Here is a 17,245-nt window from a genome sequence, read left to right as displayed (position 1 = left end):
CTTTTAAAATATACCAAAAATGTAAAAAAATATCAATAATAGACAAACTGTGAAGGAAAATTGTGCTAGGCGGAATGAATAGCCAGAAAAGTTCATAAGTGTTGCAGGACTCAACCACTGTAGTGCTTTTTGATATGGTCTTGCAGCAATAAAAGTCCTTGCCTGATTTCATCTGCTTCCAGGTGCCCATAACCTAAGACCAATTTCTCTAAGTGGAGGCCTTTGCGGAGGCTATGATAGTCTACCGGAGTGATATGAATCCCATGTTTTTTGCAGTGCTGTGCAAATTCATGATCAAAGTGCATGCCGGGAAATTCAAGTACAAGATGCAAGCCAGCAGCATCACCCCAGGGGAACCAGGTTCTCCCGAATAGTTCTTCCAGTGATTGTAGAAGGATTTGGCGACGCTGCCCATAGAGCCGGCGCATTTGTTGTACATGTCGGTCCAGTTTGCGAGTGTGTAAATATTCCGCAAGTGCAGCCTGCTCAAATGGAGGGTTTTGGACATCAGCATGAGTTCGCAAGGGACGCCAACGGGTGTGCAGTTGCTGGGGCAGTACCACATAGCCGATACGCAGTGCAGGAAACAGGATCTTACTGAAAGTGCCTACATAAATAACCCGTTCCACATCCATCGAACGTAGAGGTGCTATGGGTGTGCCACTATAGCGGAATTCGCTGTCATAGTCATCTTCTATTATATAAAGGTCATTATCGCGTGCAAACCGTATCAATTCGGCGCGGCGGCCTGCTGGGAGAATGCCGCCAAGCGGAAACTGATGTGATGGGGTTACATATATCGCACAGGCTGCACTCCCCTGTAGATACTCGGTCTGAAGGCCTTGATGATCAACTGGCACTGGCCGGATTTTGAAGCCCTTTTCTTGTAATACCCGCAGCATACCAATATGGCAGGGATCCTCAACGAGAATTTCCCGTTCCTCTTCGGCCAATAACCCTGCAAGCAAGTGTAGTGCCTGGGTGGCGCCGGCGGTAATGAAAATATCATGGGAATCAACAGTAAGTCCCCTGCTCCTAAGCAGCCAGGCAGCAATCTCCTCCCGTAATACCAGCAAACCATCGGGTCCCGTATAACCCCATTGGCTAACAGATAAATTTTCGGAAGCCTTACGCAGTAACTGGAGCCACAAGTTTCGAGGAAAGCGTTTTAGATCCGGCCGACCTGTCCGGAAATCAGCCAAATACTCATCAGCAGGTTGTGCCGTCTTTCTCAAATCCTCCAGGACGGGTGCGGGTTTTTCCAGACGAAGACCTTCAGCTACCCGGGTTTGGGAGCCCTGGCGGCTTACAACGTATCCCTCGGCAGATAACATCTCATAGGCTTCATAGGTAGTATTACGCGATACAGATAGTTGTTTTGCCAGCTCACGCGTGGATGGCAACAGTTCACCAGGAGGCAGCAGACCTTCTGTCATCTGATCGCGTAATAATTGGTAAATCTGGCGCGCCAAAGAAACTTCACCGTGACGCCGTAAGTTCATTCTCCACATACATCCTCCAACTGGCTCTATCAAAATTGCCTTAAACTGGCTCTAATACTGGGCCGGTTTATCTGCTACCATTATACCATAGTAGTTAATTATTGTAATTTGTGTAATGGTGGGGGAGATAAGAATGAAACGTTTTGCAGGTGTGCTTTTTTTGCTGGGCGCCTTTACTCTGGCCGGAACTTCCGTGGTAGCCGGTCGTTTTGTTGTAGCAACACTGGGGACTTTCACGATAACGGTCGTAAGTTTATTTTTTGCCTTAGTGGGCTTGCTGCCGCTTTGCGGTCTGAAGCTGGGCACAGGCATTGGTCAAATGGTAAAGCGGGACTGGGCTGCATTGCTGATTCAGGCCTTGTTCGGCATTTTTTTATTTCGGCTGTTTTTACTTCAAGGGTTACTACGTACTAGTGCAGGAGAAGCAGGGATACTTACTGGAGCAACGCCGGCAACTACGGTGTTGCTTGCGTGGCTGCTGTTGAAGGAACCGTTGGAGAGAGTACGCATTCTTGGCATAATCAGCACAGTTACAGGTATTGTAGTCCTCCAGGGAATTTTTTCGCCTGACATTGTATTTTCAAAAGAACACCTAATTGGCAACGTATTAGTACTTTGTGCAGCAATATGTGAGTCAGTATTTAACGTACTTTCTCGGATCAGTAGTGTAAAGGCTTCTTTGCGATCCTCGCAAGTACTAGATCCCATTGTTCAGACTACGCTGGTAGTAGGAATTGCTTTGTTGCTCTGCCTGGGGCCGGCACTGACTGAACATCCAGTCGCTGCGCTGCTATCTCTCACTATAGTAGGATGGGCAGCATTAGCCTGGTATGGCCTGTTCGTCACTGCCCTAGCCTTTATTTTTTGGTATGCAGGTATCAAACGCTGTGATGCCTCAGTAGCGGCAGCCTTTTCGGGCATGATGCCATTCACGGCGCTGATTCTGTCAGTATTGCTATTAAATGAGCAACCTGGCTGGCAGCAATGGCTGGGAGGGCTAATGGTTGTGATTGGTATGGTGCTGACTGGTTTAAAAGTGCGCTCACGGGAGCCGCAAAGAAATTGCTGTATTTGAAACTATATATTCCGCAGTAAAACAGTTTGCAGGCGCCGGTATGTGATGAATGGGAAAACCCTTAGGATTTCAAGATATTTGCCAAAACTTCGGCAAGTAGTACAGTGTAAAAAAATAATAAAGTCGTAGAAAATATAATAAAGTGCAGGAAAACATAGTAGACTTAGGGTTAACTACTTTACACAATATGGTTTATATGCTAAACTATCTTCATGACAAATAAAATTATACGTGAAGCAAATAACTCCAGCATGGAAAGCCTTAGTATTAGTATTGGTCGACTAATTATGTACTTTAAGCGACTCGAGCGTAATCCCCACGAATTCGGGGCTGCAGGTCGTTTAACGCCTAGCGAAGTTCACATCATTGACGCTATAGGTTGTGGGGATGGTATTCTGATGAGTGAATTGGCTTCCCGCTTAGGTGTTACAAAGGGGGCAGTTACTCAAATAATCAGTCGCATGGAGGTTAAAGAATTCGTTCGTCGCGTTGCACATCCGCTTGACTCCAGATCCACTATAGTTTCATTGACAAAAACGGGATTAATTGCTCATCAGGCACATGCTGAGTTGGTTCAAGAACTTTATCGAAAACTTAGTATGCAATTGGATCCTCAGGAGATCGAGATTTTTAGAAGATGCATTGAAAAGTTTTGTGAAGTTTTGAGAGAGTAATTTTTTTAATAAAATAGTTTATAATATAAACTATTTTATTAAAGGAGAAGGGAGCTTCTGTCATTGAATCGTTGTGGTTAACATCACTAATATACGATTAAGGTAAAAATCAAGAAGAGGTGAAGATACTTATGAAAAAAGACAATCCATTATTAGAAGTTGATGAAGTAAAAATAACTATAATCATGGATAATACAATCGATGCATTTATGACAGGTAATGAAATTGTACATAGGTTTGATTTTTCTAACTCCCCACTTATTGCCGATGATGGTTTTTCAACACTTATAGCAGAACATGGATTTTCTGCTATGATTCAGGTCAAATGCGGAAATAAACAAGGAGCTGTATTATATGATACAGGGCTGAGTCCCGGTGGCACCTTGCATAACATGAGTGCCATGGGAATTAACGTCAATGATATGCAAGCGATTGTACTCAGTCATGGTCATATGGATCATACTATGGGATTACCTGCGTTGATTAATAAATTGGGGGCACATCAAATACCACTTATTTTTCATCCCGACGCTTTATTAGAGAGAAAGGTAATTATGCCAGGTGGGTATGAAAATAACGTTTCAGCCCCTAAGTTAACCGATTTACAACAGGATAAAATTGTTGTTGTTAGTAAGAAAGATCCCACTCTTTTAGTTGAAAATATGATTCTTGTTTCTGGGGAAGTTGCTCGAACTACAGATTTTGAAACAGGTTTTCCTATCCATTATACAAAACGTAACGACCTATGGGCAAATGATCCATTATTAATGGATGATCAGTGCATTATTATAAATGTTCGTGGACAAGGCTTGGTTGTAATTACAGGCTGTTGTCATGCTGGAGTTATCAATACTATCCGCTATGCTCAAAACCTGACTGGTTGTCAACAAGTTTATGCAGTATTAGGTGGTTTTCACTTAACAGGTGGGATATTCGAAAAAATTATTCCTGCTACCATTGTTGAATTGCAAAAAATTAATCCAACCTATTTGATGCCTGGTCACTGCACTGGTTGGTCTGCCATACACCAAATTGCCCAAGCAATGCCTAAGGCTTTTATACCAAACAATGTTGGTACTACATTAGTTTTCCAGGCCAAATAAATAGTAAAGACCTTATTACATACAAAACATAGTGACGTTTTAAAATTGTCTGTTGACAAAAACACATATAAGTGTAACAATGTAACAAAGTTATTCGTCCTGCAGGCGTGTAATTATTTAAAACCAAATTGATTAGAAATGATGATTGGGAAAAAGCAAATCTTATTTTGCCGTAGAGAGTCGGTGGTTGGTGAAAACCGATGCAGATATTTTTGTGAAACTCACCCAGGAATTCTTTTGCTGAAAGTAGGAAATCACACTTATTTAGGCAAAAGCGTGTATTTGCGTTAAAGATATCAGCCATTATGCGTAGTTGGCTGAGTTTTGAGCCTAATGTAGGGTGGTACCGCGATATTATCGCCCCTATTGACATGATTATGTCAATAGGGGCTTTTTTATTTAGCAATTTTATGGTTAATACCGCCTTGTAACATCTCAAGTTTTCTTTCAACAGCCCTAGTGAATAAAAGGAGGACCATCAATATATGGGAAACACAAAAACTGGATCTATTGGAACAGCATTTGCTATGGCTGCAGTCTGGTTTGCAACTCATAGTGGCGGCGGCTTTGCCACTGGCAATCAAGAAGTTAATTATTTTGTAAAATATGGTTGGTTTGCCGTGTTTTTACCAATAATTGCTATGTTAATTTTGGGATGGGGACACAGAAATGCGCTTGTTTTAGCTAAAGATTATAAGACCTATGATTATAAGAGTTTTGGAGATGCTCTTTTTCATCCGTATGAAAAATATTTTTCTATCGTATTTGAGTTCGGCTTTATTATGTTGATTGCCTGTGGTGTAAGTACGTCTATCGCCGGTTCAGGCGCCCTGTTAAAAAGCTCCTTAGGAATTCCTTATGGAATTGGTATTATAGCTGTAGGAACTATTTTGTTGCTATTAACGATATTCGGGAGCGATTTAATTATTAAAGTCTTAAATCTCAAGACGTATTTCCTGATTATTACCTTGTTCATTCTCTGCGTGCTAGGTATTCAAATGGGTGCCTTTAATTTCCAGCATATCATGACTACTCATGAAACCTTTGGTGCCAGCTTTGGGGATGCGGTTTGGTATATGCTGATCTATATTGGCTTCCAAGCGTTTACGGTGCTGCCTATTGTATCCGTTTCTAAGCATATAAAAACCACTAGAGAATGTAATATGTTTATGTTTTTTGGCACTCTTTTAAACGGCGTCTTTTTGGCAGTTGTCTGTATTATGCTATTAGGCTTTAGTCCGGAAATTCTTGATCAGACACTGCCGGTATATTTTGTCACTACACAGCTGGGCTTGTCCTGGCTAAAGATCTTGTACAGTATTATATTGTTTGTTGCCTTGCTTGGTACCGGAATATCCTTGGTGTTTTCTACAGTTGCCCGCTTCGAACCTGTGTGGGTTGGAAAGGGTTTTTTTGAAAAATTAAGAGCTCGTAGAATAGTGATCTCTTTTATTACCATTGCAATATGTACTGGCATCTCTGTCTTCGGATTAACCAATATCGTTGTTAAAGGATATGGTTCTGTTGGGTATATCGGCTTATTATTTGTACTGCTTCCTGAAATTGTTGTCGGCACAATAAAAATCAGGAAAAATGCTAGATTGCGCAAAGAACAAGGAATAGATGAATGAGTTTAAAATATAAGATCAAGAAAAGTCGATGCATAATATATAAGGGTTGCCATTGGCGGTCTGAAAGAGGATAGACCCGGTAAGACAAGGCTGACCATTTGCGAGGGAGATATAGGTTTCACTTATGTATTTTTTGAATCCTGAATGAATATAGAGGTAATAATCTTTTAATGACTGATCAGTTCCCCGGCAATCGGGATGAAACATCCCATGACGATTTTCCTGGTTATCTAACGATGCTTTGACGGTTTCGGTTAGCTGCTTCCCGTTCATATCTAATATGTAGTAACATTGAACGCAGGCTTGATCTTTTGCTATTTCTTTCAGTTTTATTTCAAAGTTCTCGGGACAGACACAAGCTAGCTTTTTTGTAAGCTCTTCTAAAATGTGTTCATAAAACGTTCGCTGTAAGGCTATATTACGGATTTTTTCTACCATGCAACTGCGGTACGAGGAACTCAAAAGACGCATAGTTTTTGCATTCACACTAGTTACTTGGTTGGTAAATGGTGCTGGATAAGCGATGTAATATCCCTGCAGAAAGTCAGCGCCAAGTTCGAGGCTAGTTACCGCTTCGTTATGAGTTTCGACTCCCTCGGCTATGACAAGAGCCCCTGTTTTTTTAGCAACAAGAACCAAGGACCTAAATAATTCCTGCTTATAATAATCGTTATTGATCTCGGTAACAAGTCCACGGTCAATCTTGATAATATCAGGGTGAACTTGCAAAATTCGATCCAAATTTGATGAATCACTGCCCATGTCATCTAAGGCGATTAAAAATCCGTATTGTTTATGAAGTTTGATGAACCTAGTTAAGCTTTCAACGTCATGAACTTTAGACTCAATAATCTCGATAACGATGGATGACGGCTTCAAACCTAGTTGAGTAACGGCTTTTATTAGGTGCCCAGAACTGACAACTTCTTCATTAAGGATAGATGTGTTAAGATTGAGAAATAAAAAGTGATCGTGGTCTTGTCCTGAAATTTTTTTGTAATTTTCAAGTGCCTTTTCGCGGCATAACCTATCAAGCTCAACGCTTTTCTCCTTAGCATCCGCTATTGCGAATAAGGGTTGGGGCATAATTAGTTCATTGCTAGGGCTTACGCCGCGCGAGAGAGCTTCAAGCCCGATAACTGTTTGCTTCCTTATAGATACGATAGGCTGAAAGTGGGTTTGAATGGCTCTGTGTTTTAGCAATAACTCTAAATTTATGCTCTCATTAGTTACCGTCATGAGTACTCAATCCTTCACTATAACATTAAAAAAACAAAAAGGACAATCTCTGCATACATTATGCAGAGATTGTCCTCATTGACAAGATATATAGATAGTACAATGCGTACATAAATTAGTCAAGTGTTTAGATGGACAGATAAAATGCAAACTGGTAGTCTGTAAATAGATACTATGGCACTAAAAAGTAAGTACTTGTAAAAGAGCAGGTTATTCTCTACTATTATAAGGGAGAATAACCTGGAAGTTACAGCGAATTTTGCGATTACAGGTAAGGAGTGAAAGTTATGATGAAGTCAAAAGTGTTCTTTACAAATCTACGGGCAACGCCCAAAATGAATTTGCTGCAGAAGTTAGAGAGACTTGTTAAAAAAGCTGGAATAGAGGAAATTGATTTTCAAGGTAAGTTTACCGCGATAAAAATACACTTTGGTGAGCCAGGCAATTTGGCTTTCCTCAGACCGAATTATTCTAAGGTCATTGCTGATGTAATCAAAAAACAAGGCGGTAAAGTGTTTCTTACTGATTGCAACACGTTGTATGTAGGGCGGCGTAAAGATGCCCTCGAGCATTTGGAGGCTGCTTATGAAAATGGGTATAATCCGTTTACTACTGGCTGTCAGATCATTATCGGCGATGGGTTAAAAGGAACGGATGAGGCCTATGTGCCTGTGCCTTGTGGCGAATATGTTACCGAGGCTAAAATTGGGCGGGCTATAATGGATGCCGATATTGTGATTAGTTTAAATCATTTTAAGGGCCATGAGCTTACAGGCTTTGGCGGTGCATTAAAAAACATTGGTATGGGTTGTGGCTCCAGAGCTGGAAAGATGGAGATGCATAGTGACGGTAAACCTAGGGTAAGAAGTAAAACCTGTGTAGGTTGTGGAGCCTGTGAAAAAATTTGTGCTCATAAGGCGATAACGGTTACCGATAAACAGGCACAGATTGACCATGACAGATGTGTTGGCTGCGGAAGATGTATCGGTGCTTGCCACGTTAATGCGATTGCAGCGGCATGGGATGAGTCCAATGATATTCTCAACAAGAAAATTGCTGAATATTCTTGGGCTGTATTACATGACAGACCACATTTCCACATCAGTTTAGTTGTTGATGTAGCACCATTCTGTGATTGTCATGCCGAAAATGACGTTCCGATAATTCCCGATATTGGTATGTTCGCCTCGTTTGATCCGGTAGCCCTTGATATGGCTTGTGCCGATATGGCTAACATGGCTCCGGTTATCTCAGGCAGCTATTTGGCGGAACAACTACAAAAACCAGGCTGTGACTGTGATAAACAAGATCATTTTCGTGCTACTCACCCGGAAACCAATTGGCAAGTGTGCTTGGAACATGCCGAAAAAATTGGTATTGGCACAAAGAAATATGAACTTATTGAAATCTAATCTGGATCAACAAGAAATCCGTAGACATTTGCTGTCTACGGATTTCTTGTTGGTGTAAAGCAGGGCGGTTATTGAATGGAAGGCGATGATAATAGCGATTTTTGTCAACAACGTTGCGTTATTTTTGCGTAGATAAAAGGGTTTTGTCTACCAAGGTATAATATATAAAAAAAGTAATATTATGGTACGATTTGTAACTGGCGAAATTAAAGGCAGAAGGTGAGACAATATGGCAATGGTAAAAACGTCAATAGATGGTACATCAACTCATAAAGTAATACAAAAGTACCCACAGGAGCAGCGCTATACCCTGGCGATTCTCCAGGATATCCAACACGAGTATAATTACATCCCCAGGGAAGCTATGATTATAGTGGCTAGGTATCTTGATACTCCGTTAAGCAAGTTATACAGTATGGCAACATTCTATAAAGCACTAAGCTTGACGCCGAAAGGCGACAATATTATTAAGGTTTGTGATGGTACCGCCTGTCATATAAGGTCGTCGATGATTATCATTGATGAAATCGAGAAGTCCCTTCATATCAAACCAGGTGAAACTACCAAAGATGGTCGGTTTTCGCTGGAAACAGTAAATTGCCTTGGCTCCTGTGCCCTTGCTCCTGTTATTGTCGTGAATGAAACCTACTATGGAAAAGTTACAGCAGCTAGAGTTAGAGAAATCTTAGGCGAATACGGGGGGGAAACAGATGGGGGCGAATAGCAAAAAAAAGGTGCTGGTTTGCTGTGGCACCGGCTGCCTGGCCAATAACAGCCTGGAAATCTACACAGGATTACAGAATAAAGTATTGACAGCAAACCTGAATGTTAGTGTCGAGCCGATTATAAAAGCTACCGGCTGCAATGGGTTTTGTGAAAAAGGTCCAATTGTAAAAATCATGCCTGATGATATTTCATATTATAAAGTTAAGTCTGCAGACGTCGATGAGATCTTTGAAAAGACGATTATGGCAGACGAGGTTATTGACAGACTTTTATATGTAGATATTGCCACAGGTAAAAAGGTGCGATCGCAAAACGATAACGAGTTCTATAAAAAACAGATGAAGCTGGCTTTGCGGAATATCGGCGAGATTGATCCTGCTAATATTGAGGACTATATCGAAAGGCGCGGTTATCAAGCGTTGTCGAAAGTGCTGTTTGCTATGACCCCGGAAGAAGTTATTGCTGAAGTAACAGCATCCGGCTTGCGCGGACGGGGTGGTGCCGGCTTTCCTACAGGCCGCAAATGGCAGCAATGTGCTGGCTATGACAGTTTCCCCAAGTATGTGGTATGTAACGGTGATGAGGGTGACCCTGGTGCCTTTATGGATAGAAGCATTATGGAAGGTGACCCCAATAGTATCATTGAGGGAATGCTGATTGCCGGTTATGCGATACAGTCTGAAATGGGCTTTATCTATATTCGAGATGAATATTCGTTGGCAATCAAGAATCTGACTATCGCCATCGCCAAAGCCAAAGACCGTGGCTTCCTCGGCCAAAATATTTTAGGAAGTGGCGTCAACTTTGACATTCAAATTGTACGTGGTGGCGGTGCCTTTGTTTGCGGTGAATCAACCGCTCTCATGGCTTCTATTGAGGGCAATGTTGGCGAGCCGAGGGCAAAATATGTCCGCTCTGTAGAAAAAGGTCTCTGGGGGCAACCGACTATTCTCAATAATGTGGAAACCTGGGCCAACATCCCGCTAATTATCAACAATGGCAGTGAATGGTTTAGTGAGATTGGGACCCAAGGGAGTACAGGTACCAAGGTGTTTTCTCTTGTTGGCAAGGTCAAGAATACCGGTTTAGTGGAAGTGCCGATGGGCATACCCTTGCGGGACTTAATATTTGGTATTGGCGGCGGCGTGATCGGCAAAAAGAAATTCAAAGCTGTCCAAAGCGGCGGGCCATCAGGCGGCTGTATTCCGGAAAGTCTGCTGGACCTGAAGGTTGACTTTGACACCCTTGCTGACGCCGGTTCGATGATGGGCTCAGGCGGCATGATCATCATGGATGAGCGTACCTGCATGGTAGATGTGGCTAGGTACTATGTTAATTTCTTGGCCGAGGAATCTTGTGGCAAATGTGTTCCCTGTCGAGAGGGACTAAAGAGAATGCTCGAAATCCTGAATGATATTTGTAACGGCGAAGGTAAGCTGGGTGATATCGAAATGCTGGAGGAGATTTGCAGCATGACCAGTGAAGCTGCCTTGTGCGGATTGGGTAAGAGTGCGCCCAACCCAGTTGTCTCTACCCTCAAATACTTTAAGGACGAGTACCTGGCGCATATTGTTGACAAAAAATGTCCGGCCGGAATCTGCAAGGAGCTAACTGCGTTCTACATTGATCAGGAGTTGTGCACAGGCTGCGGAATGTGCAAGAAAAATTGCCCGGCAACGGCTATTGAAGGCGAGGCCAAAGCTTTCCATACACTAGATATGCAAAAATGTATTAAATGCGGAAATTGCATTGATACATGCAAGTTTAATGCAGTGAAGGTCGAATAGGGGGCTACATTGATGAATATAACCATCGACGGTAAGGTATGTCAGGCAGAAGCGGGAGAATTTCTCTTGGCAATAGCACAGCGTAACAATATATATATTCCTACGTTGTGCCACAGTGAGGCTTTGCCAGGCCAGGCTAGCTGCCGGCTATGTATTGTAGAAATAGTTGAAAACGGCCTGCATAAAGTGGTTACTTCCTGTGTTTACCCGGTCACCAAGGAAGTTGAAGTCATTACTAATTCCACCAAAATAATCGCAATGAGAAAGACCATCATTATGCTGCTCGCGGCCAGAGTTCCGAACAATGAGCAAATAAACAAACTTAGAGAAGAATATTCAGTTTTAGAGCCAGCAAGGTTTACCTCTACAGATGATGAGCAGTGTATTCTCTGCGGCTTGTGTGTAAAAGCCTGTGAAACAATGGGCTTATCTTCCATATCCACGATCAACAGGGGAATCACGAAAAAGGTAGCTACTCCTTACGATGAACCTGCAGAGACGTGTATGGGGTGTGGTGCCTGTGCCCAGGTATGTCCTACTGGAGCCATATCTATTTGTGAGGAAAATAAGCACAGAATTATCTGGAACAAAAAGTTTGAATTGCTAAGCTGCCAAGAGTGTGGCAAGCATTTTATAACCAAAGAACAAATGGAATATATTCGCACCAAGCTGGGTTCTATTGGTTCTACTGATGATGAAATGGTATGTGAAAGCTGTAAGCGAAAGCATATTTTTAACAAATTTAAAAATATATCTGGAGCCGCTATAGCGAAATAAATACGAATAAATGAAGAAAGATCCTACCATGGGCGGTAGGATCTTTCTTTATTTATTCGATAAGTAGATTCAGTCCTGACTATGACTGGTGCAGTCTTCTAGTACTGCAACCTGCTCGCGTCTTTTACCGGCTTGGAAATCAGCTACGGTGCTAAATACCAGTGCCTTGGTTGGGCATGCTTTGACGCAGGCCGGAATACCTGATTCGTCCAGACATTCTCTGTTACATTTTACCGCCCGGCGCTTATCGCCGTCCTGGCGGATAACGCCAAATGGACAAGCCATAATGCACATCCAACAACCCAGACACTTGTCCTGGCGATCGCTATTAGTAACCAGGCCGTCAGGAGTATGGTGGAGCGCATGTGTTGTGCAGAGTTCCACACAGGGAGCCTCTTCGCAATGGCGGCAGGCAATAGGGGCTTTTAGATTATCAATTTGTTCGACGTAAATTTGTTTCAGTGGCGGTTTATCGCTCAACATAGCGCCAACTAGCGTTTTCGAGGGTGAATGGGCTACTGAGCAGGCTACTTCGCAGGAATGACAGCCCATACAGCGTTCATACCGGATAAGGATTTCTTTTTGCATGATAATCCTCCTTACCAACGACGGGTGCTAATATTTAGTTTTTGGCGCCGTTCCTGAAGTGCGTTAAAAATTTTCTCGGCCGCTAGTATCGGGTCTGGTTCAACTATGAAGTAACCGCCTGTCAGTCCTTTGATGTCTTGGGTAAGAACCCGTGTGACCAGTTTGCTGCCGATAACTGGCGGTACCAACCCCAGATGGGTAGGCAGGCCAAGGGAAACTGACCAGGTACCGATAGATAAGGCCTTTTCTGTCTTGTATTCAGGCGCACTGGCAACAACAGGTAGTTGGGGAATGTCCACTTTTAGTTTGTTAGCAAGTGCCACTGCAATATCGACAGGGCGGGAGTTATCAACACAGGAGCCCATATGCAAGATCGGAGGCAACGGACCGTTTAGTCCATTGGCTTCGCCAATTGCTGTGAGTACGGCTTTTAGTCCGTCGCCAGCATAATCAAGTGTTGCCTGCGGATCTAATAGACCATTGCGGGCAAAGGCACCAGCGCCGCACCCGGTAGCCAATACTAGAACATTACGGGCAATCAATTCTTTGGCAATTGTGACAAAATTTTGGTCGTGGCCAACTTTGATATTGCTACAGCCAGCAAATAACACTACACCCTGAATATTACCGTTGACTATATTGTCAACAAGTGGTTGCAACGGATCGTCGGCATTCAGTTTGGCCAAGGCGGCCACGATAGCCTCAGTTGAAAAACCTGCAACTACCTTACTGGTTTTTGAGGGGATATGTACAGGCTTATTGCGACGGCGTTTAAAAGCGGTAATTGCCAGCCTGATTATTTCGCGAGCCTTTTCGCTAGCATGATCTTCGTCAAATTCAATATGGGTTGCACCCGGTATTTTGGCGATATCCATGGTGGTTATCAGCGGGGTTCCAAAACATTCAGCTACATTAGCTAACGAAGGATAGACACACTGATAGTCAACGATCATGGCATCAATTGCGCCTGTCAGAATAGGTAGTTCCTGCGAGACAGCGGTGGCGACAGTTGGTACGCCATGCCGCATGAGAACTTCGTTGCCAGTGCAGCAGATGCCCATTAGCTGGATGCCTTGCTCTGCGCCAGCAGCCTTGGCCTCGGCTACAATTTCAGGTTCGCGGGCGGTAGCGACGATCATATCCGAAAGCACTGGATTGTGCCCATGAAGAGCAATGTTTACGGCCTTTTCCTTAATCACACCCATATTGGCTTCGCTAACTGTTGGCGTTGGAATACCGAAAAGAATATCGGCTAAGTCAGTTCCTAAGTGGCAGCCGGCGAAGTCTGCTATTGCTCCTTTAATACCGCCTAACAGTAAGTTTACCGGGTCAGCGTCCACCCCGAGGGTGGTACGATGCATGATCTCGGCGATAATGCTATCAATACCATACGGTGCTACCTTAAGTTCTTTCATCATGGCAACTCTGCCGGCAGTCACTGTGGTCACCGCCCAGGCGTTGGGTGTTTCGCGTTCGGAAAACTCATCTAGCGCTGCTTGGACTACATCTCCAGCCACTTCCAAGGTAGTGCGATTTTCTGTTGGAATGCCTAAACGCGTGGCCACGGCGGTTAGCTTAGCTGTTTCCTTGACACTGTAAGCGGGAGCCTCACCTTTAGATACTTTCTTGAGAACATGGGCCAAATGCTTAGCATGGCCGGAATGACTGGCTGCTCCGCCTGCGATCCCACGGATGAGGTTTCTGGCAACTATGGTATCGGCTCCGGCACCACAAATGCCGACATCCGGTCCGTCACCAAAGGGGTTAATCCGACAAGGCCCCTGCAGGCAATTGCGACAGCAGATGCCTGTTTCGCCAAAGCCGCATTGTGGCAGTTGACTTTGATAGCGGTCCCACACGGTAGATACATTACTTGTTTTGGCTACAGCCAGCATTTCTTTTACGCTTGAGTCTAATGGTTCTTGGTTCTTCATGAACCTAATCATCTCCTCTACCATACTTTTGCATTATCTTGGCTATAGTTGTTTAATATTCCAGTCAATACATTTTATTCCTGCCAATATAGTTGAGTTTATTGCAGTTTTAGACACAAAATATTTCTCTACTATTTTTAATTGCAGGGTCATTATTCTGTGGTGTTTTTCATACTTTTACTTGAGTACAACCACGGGGGATGGTAACCTAGAAGCAGGACGTAATTGTGCATAATTCAAGACTAGGTAAGGCTGACTTGTGCGTCAACCTGCGCGCCCGGCATGTGCAGAAATTGGAAGGGTAATAGATATGTCTATAAATAAAGTAGTCAAGACTTCAGTGCGTAATTTGGTAGAATTTGTTCTGCGGTCAGGAGATTTGTCAGCAGCTTTTACTGGCAGTTCCCGCATGGTAGAAGGAAGTAAGATTCATCGTAAAATTCAACAAGCGCAAGGAGCCGAATATGAGCCGGAGGTAAGTTTATCCATAGTCGTTGAACAGCCTGAGGTGATATTACAGATCAGCGGCCGGGCTGATGGCATTATAACAACAAAAGATGATACAGGTCTTGTGCAGGTAACTGTTGATGAGATTAAGTCAGTTACAGAAGATCTTGACGAGATACAGGAAGACTATAACCCACTCCACTGGGCGCAAGCCAAGTGTTACGCTTATGTGTATGCTATCCAGCAGGAGTTGCCAGAAATGGGTGTCCAAATTTCGTATTGTCAGGTCGAGACTTTAGAAATAAAGATTTTTAAAAAAGTGTATTCTATTGGTGAGCTAACAGATTTTTTTGACTCTTTGATAACCCAATATGCTCTGTGGGCAAAACGGCTGGGGGACTGGATAGAGGTTCGCAATGATTCGGCTCAATTGCTGCAATTTCCCTTTTCGGAATTTCGCCATAGTCAGCGGCAACTGGCGGTGGCCGTATATACAACAGTGACGAAAGGGCATAAACTGTTTGCTCAGGCACCAACAGGTACAGGCAAGACTATGGCAACTGTATTTCCTGCGGTTAAAGCTTTGGGGTTAGGACAGGTGGAGAAACTATTTTTTCTTACCGCCAAAACGGTAACCCGTGAGTTAGCAGAGGAGGCCTTTGCCCGGTTGCGGCAGGGAGGCTTGCAGTGCAAAACCCTGACACTGACTGCCAAAGACAAAACCTGCTTTATGTCGGCGGCAGCCTGTACCCCGGAGGAGTGCCAGTATGCTAAGGGTTATTATGATCGTATTAACCTGGCGCTGAACGATTGCTGGCACCTGGAAGCCTTCACGCGTGAGACCATCGAACAGGTTGCTCGGGAGCACAGCCTGTGTCCCTTTGAATTATCCCTTGATTTAGCGTTGTGGGCGGACGTTATTATCTGTGACTATAATTATGTTTTTGATCCCCGGGTGTATCTGAAACGTTTCTTTTACGAAAATAACAACCCGTACTGTTTTTTGGTGGATGAAGCTCATAATCTTGTTGACCGGGCCAGAGACATGTTTTCAGCAGAAATAACCAAGCAGAGTTTTCTGGATCTAAAGAAAAGCATAAATCATGAGTTGCCCCGGCTTGCTAAAGCTGCAGGCAAAATAAACACATATATGTTGAAGGTTGGAAAGCTGTGTGTGGAAAAATCCGCAGTTGGTGAAGCGGACTATTGCGTAGAGAAGCTGTTGCCGACAGAGATTCTGCCACAACTTAGAAAGTTTATGGAGTTGGCTGAAAAATGGTTGGCAAAAAATCAACAGACCAGTTTTCGCGAAGAAGTATTGGAACTATATTTCAAGGCCAATGCTTTTGTGCGGACTACTGAAATGTACGATGAGCGGTATGTGACGTACTATGAGAAGCTAGAAAAGGATGTAAAACTCAAGCTGTTTTGCGTTAATCCTTCAGAGCTGCTGCGGCAAGCGGTTAAGCGGGGGAAGGCCGCGGTTTTTTTCTCAGCTACACTAACCCCGCTTGCTTACTTTGCAGAAATTTTAGGCGGTGAGGAGGAGGATGGCAAAATAGCGGTTCCTTCCCCATTTTCCCATGACAATCTAGGACTGTTAGTTGCCGATACCATTAGTACAACCTATAAAATGCGGGAACAAACCTATGATGCTATTGTCGATAGTATAACAGCGGCAATTGAGGCAAAAACGGGAAACTATCTAGTGTTTTTACCATCCTATCGTTATATGGAGGAAGTTTGTCAACGCTTTTGCACAAGAAACCCGTCAATAAGGGTGATTCGACAAATGGGCGAGATGACCGAAGCGGAGCGGGCTGAGTTTTTGCAACACTTTTCCAGTGACAACGCAGCTACTCTTGTGGGTTTCGCCGTACTGGGAGGAGTATTCGGTGAAGGAATTGATCTGACTGGCGAACGCCTTGTTGGAGCCATTGTCATTGGTGTCGGTCTACCGAAGATTTGCCTGGAACGGGAAATCGTCAGACAGTGGTTTGATAAGGAAAACCGTCAAGGGTTTGAGTATGCCTATGTCTATCCAGGAATGAACAAGGTCTTACAAGCCGCCGGACGGGTCATTCGTACTGAGCTGGATCGGGGACTGGTAGTCTTAATTGATGCTCGATTTTCCCAGCAAAGGTATCGGCGGCTATTTCCACCAGAATGGCAGGGCGCGGCAACTACCAAAAGTGTTACTAGTATTGCGGATAAGGCAAAACGATTTTGGTCTTTGACGTAAAATGTTTACAAGGAAGCTCAATTATGTTAGCCTTTTGACAAAATTCAAAGGTTAGTAATAAAAATTGGATAGGATTAGTAGTACAAAGTGCCTAATTCCGATATACTG

General features: G+C 43.6%; 13 protein-coding genes and 1 other annotated feature. Of the genes, 9 read left to right on the top strand and 4 right to left on the bottom strand.

Features of this window, described 5'->3' with window-relative positions; all coding sequences use genetic code 11:
- Positions 1–110: 110 nt before the first annotated feature.
- Positions 111–1,511, bottom strand: coding sequence for a MocR-like pyridoxine biosynthesis transcription factor PdxR (pdxR, locus tag ACZ449_RS20580; RefSeq protein ID WP_464257923.1), 1,401 nt, complete (start codon positions 1,509–1,511; stop codon positions 111–113).
- A 124-nt stretch (positions 1,512–1,635) separates the two neighbouring features.
- Between pdxR and ACZ449_RS20575 the strand changes: the two genes are divergently transcribed.
- The 4 genes from ACZ449_RS20575 (at position 1,636) to ACZ449_RS20560 (ending at position 5,985) form a co-directional block, all read left to right on the top strand.
- The gene (locus ACZ449_RS20575) at positions 1,636–2,577 is read left to right on the top strand and encodes a DMT family transporter (RefSeq protein WP_464257922.1); all 942 of its coding nucleotides are present in this window, start codon (positions 1,636–1,638) and stop codon (positions 2,575–2,577) included.
- Positions 2,578–2,789: 212 nt separating this feature from the next.
- Positions 2,790–3,251, top strand: a complete 462-nt coding sequence (locus ACZ449_RS20570; RefSeq protein WP_464257921.1) for a MarR family winged helix-turn-helix transcriptional regulator — start codon at positions 2,790–2,792, stop codon at positions 3,249–3,251.
- Positions 3,252–3,382: 131 nt separating this feature from the next.
- The gene (locus tag ACZ449_RS20565) at positions 3,383–4,354 is read left to right on the top strand and encodes an MBL fold metallo-hydrolase (RefSeq protein WP_464257920.1); all 972 of its coding nucleotides are present in this window, start codon (positions 3,383–3,385) and stop codon (positions 4,352–4,354) included.
- Positions 4,355–4,486: 132 nt separating this feature from the next.
- Positions 4,487–4,722, top strand: a binding site (T-box leader).
- A 117-nt stretch (positions 4,723–4,839) separates the two neighbouring features.
- Positions 4,840–5,985: a YkvI family membrane protein gene (locus ACZ449_RS20560; RefSeq protein WP_464257919.1), complete on the top strand. Its 1,146-nt coding sequence runs from the start codon at positions 4,840–4,842 to the stop codon at positions 5,983–5,985.
- Between the two features lie 15 nt (positions 5,986–6,000).
- Here ACZ449_RS20560 and ACZ449_RS20555 read toward each other — a convergent pair whose 3' ends face one another.
- Positions 6,001–7,224, bottom strand: a complete 1,224-nt coding sequence (locus ACZ449_RS20555) for an EAL domain-containing protein (protein ID WP_464257918.1) — start codon at positions 7,222–7,224, stop codon at positions 6,001–6,003.
- Between the two features lie 287 nt (positions 7,225–7,511).
- On the opposite strand from ACZ449_RS20555, the gene ACZ449_RS20550 reads away from it, so the two are divergent.
- The 4 genes from ACZ449_RS20550 (at position 7,512) to ACZ449_RS20535 (ending at position 11,926) form a co-directional block, all read left to right on the top strand.
- Entirely contained in the window at positions 7,512–8,636 is a 1,125-nt protein-coding gene (locus tag ACZ449_RS20550; protein WP_464257917.1) for a DUF362 domain-containing protein, read from the top strand.
- A 229-nt stretch (positions 8,637–8,865) separates the two neighbouring features.
- On the top strand, positions 8,866–9,360 hold the full coding sequence (gene nuoE, locus ACZ449_RS20545) for an NADH-quinone oxidoreductase subunit NuoE (protein WP_464257916.1): 495 nt from the start codon (positions 8,866–8,868) through the stop codon (positions 9,358–9,360).
- Positions 9,347–11,149, top strand: a complete 1,803-nt coding sequence (locus ACZ449_RS20540; protein WP_464257915.1) for an NADH-ubiquinone oxidoreductase-F iron-sulfur binding region domain-containing protein — start codon at positions 9,347–9,349, stop codon at positions 11,147–11,149. Before nuoE ends, ACZ449_RS20540 begins: the two co-directional genes overlap by 14 nt.
- Before the next feature lie 12 nt (positions 11,150–11,161).
- Positions 11,162–11,926, top strand: coding sequence for a 2Fe-2S iron-sulfur cluster-binding protein (locus ACZ449_RS20535; RefSeq protein ID WP_464257914.1), 765 nt, complete (start codon positions 11,162–11,164; stop codon positions 11,924–11,926).
- Positions 11,927–11,995: 69 nt separating this feature from the next.
- On the opposite strand, the gene ACZ449_RS20530 is transcribed toward ACZ449_RS20535, so the two are convergent.
- Together ACZ449_RS20530 and cooS are read right to left on the bottom strand one after the other, a co-directional pair.
- Complete coding sequence (locus ACZ449_RS20530; RefSeq protein WP_464257913.1) at positions 11,996–12,514, bottom strand: 4Fe-4S dicluster domain-containing protein; 519 nt, start codon at positions 12,512–12,514, stop codon at positions 11,996–11,998.
- A gap of 11 nt (positions 12,515–12,525) precedes the next feature.
- Complete coding sequence (gene cooS / locus ACZ449_RS20525; RefSeq protein ID WP_464257912.1) at positions 12,526–14,448, bottom strand: anaerobic carbon-monoxide dehydrogenase catalytic subunit; 1,923 nt, start codon at positions 14,446–14,448, stop codon at positions 12,526–12,528.
- A gap of 310 nt (positions 14,449–14,758) precedes the next feature.
- On the opposite strand from cooS, the gene ACZ449_RS20520 reads away from it, so the two are divergent.
- Positions 14,759–17,137, top strand: coding sequence for an ATP-dependent DNA helicase (locus tag ACZ449_RS20520; protein ID WP_464257911.1), 2,379 nt, complete (start codon positions 14,759–14,761; stop codon positions 17,135–17,137).
- The last annotated feature ends 108 nt before the right edge of the window (positions 17,138–17,245 follow it).

This window comes from Desulfosporomusa polytropa (assembly GCF_055380075.1).
The sequence above is the reverse complement of the archived record's forward strand: the minus strand, read 5'-3'. Positions and strand labels throughout refer to the sequence as shown.